General features: G+C 71.7%; 2 protein-coding genes. Both read right to left on the bottom strand.

From position 1 onward, the window contains the following. Positions 1-1065: glycoside hydrolase family 3 N-terminal domain-containing protein (locus VIM26_RS06275; protein ID WP_331949494.1), on the bottom strand; the 1065-nt coding region annotated here is incomplete at its 3' end. A gap of 105 nt (positions 1066-1170) precedes the next feature. Further along, positions 1171-1837 (bottom strand): FGGY family carbohydrate kinase (locus tag VIM26_RS06270; RefSeq protein WP_331949493.1); only part of this gene is annotated, 667 nt, incomplete at its 5' end.

Below are 1837 nucleotides of genomic sequence, written 5' to 3'. Positions count from 1 at the left end.
GTCCCCGCCGGCGGCGATGAACGCCACTGCCCGCTCGCCGACCGAAAGACCGCTGACCTGCCTCGAGACGCCGACGTCGTCGCTGATGATCACGCCGCGGAAGTGCAGGTCACCGCGCAGCATGCCGGTGACGATCGCCGGTGAGAACGCGGCGGGATGGTCGGGGTCGATGCGGGTGTAGATCGCCGTCGACATCATCACGAACGCGACGCCGTCGCGGATCGCAGTCGCGAACGGGGCCAGGTACGGGTCGTGGCGGGTGGTCACCCTGTCGAGGACGCCAGTGGTGAGGTCGGTGTTACCGCTGACCCGCCCGAGCCCGGGAAAGTGCTTGACCGTGGCGTCGACCCCGGCCGCCGCCAGGCCCTGCGCGACCGCGTTGCCGTGGCTGCTCACGCTGGCCGGGTCGTGGCCGTACTCGCGGTCCAGGTCGCCGATCGGCGGGTTGCTCCCGAAGTTCGCCGGGACGGTGTCGAGCACCGGGCCGAGGTCGACGTTCACGCCCGCCGCCCGCAGTTCGGCCCCCCACTGCTGTGCCTCGGCGCGCAGGGTCGCCGGTGCGACGGCGCCCTGCTGTAGCGCGCTCGGGATGGCCGAGAAGCCCGGCCCCTGCAGGCGCTGTACCTGCCCGCCCTCCTGATCGGTGGCGACGAACAGGCCGGCCTGCGCGGGCGCCCTGGTCTGCAGCTGGGCGGCGATCGTCGCGGTCTGCTCCGTACTCAGCTGGCTCGTCCCGTCGAGGATGACCGATCCGACGTGGTACGTGCCGACCGCGGTCACCGCCGCCGCGCCGAGACCGGTGCTCGGGCAGTCGACCATGAACAGCTGCCCGACGCGCTCGGCCTCGCTCATCCGGGCCAGGACACGCCGCGCGAGGCTGGTGGTGGGCGGCGGGGTGGTCGAGGTCGTTGTTGGCGGCGACGTGGCGGGCCGCGGCGAGCTGTGCCGGGTGCTCGCCCCCTGGCTGCTCGGGCTGGGCGTGACCTGACCAGTTGACGTGGTGGACGAACACGCGCTCGCCGTCAGCAGCACCGCTGCAGCAGCCAGGCAGGCACGTCGACGCATCAGCACATCCTTCCCTACCGCCGGCGTTCGCTATGGCCCCGACATGTTGACGCGTGCGGGGCCGGCCGGGTTGCAGCCGGTCGGCGGTAGCTCTCGCGTCGCCCGCTACCCGCTGACCCAGTCGAAGGTCTTGGTGACCGCCTTCTTCCAGTCGGCGTAGAGGGCGTCGCGCCGGGCCGCGTCCATCGACGGCTCCCAGCGTTTGTCAGCCGTCCAGTTCGCGCGGATCTCCTCGGTCGAGGACCAGAAGCCGACAGCGAGCCCCGCCGCGTAGGCGGCACCCAGGGCCGTCGTCTCGGTGACCACCGGCCGCACCACCGGCACGTCGAGGATGTCGGCCTGGAACTGCATGAGCAGCTCGTTGCCGACCATCCCGCCGTCGACCTTGAGTTCGCGTAGCGCTACTCCTTGGTGAGTGAGCATTGCAGCGACGGAGGAGCGAGGAGCGCAGCGATTGACGGTCCAGTCGGCGTTCATCGCGTCGACGACCTCACGGGTCTGGAACGCCGTCGCCTCCAGGGCCGCCCGCGCGAGGTGGCCGCGGTTCACGAACCGGGTCAGGCCGACCAGCGCGCCGCGGGCGTCCGGACGCCAGTAGGGCGCGAAGAGTCCGGAGAACGCGGGGACGAAGTACGCCCCGCCGTTGTCCTCCACCGTCCGGGCGAGCGCCTCGATCTGCGCCGCGTCGGAGATCAGGCCCAGGTTGTCGCGCAGCCACTGGACCAGGGAGCCGGTGACCGCGATCGAGCCCTCCAGCGCGTATACCGGTGCC

Source organism: Pengzhenrongella sp., assembly GCF_036565025.1.
Taxonomy (GTDB): Bacteria; Actinomycetota; Actinomycetes; order Actinomycetales; family Cellulomonadaceae; genus Pengzhenrongella.
This window is presented reverse-complemented; position numbering and strand designations above follow the sequence as displayed.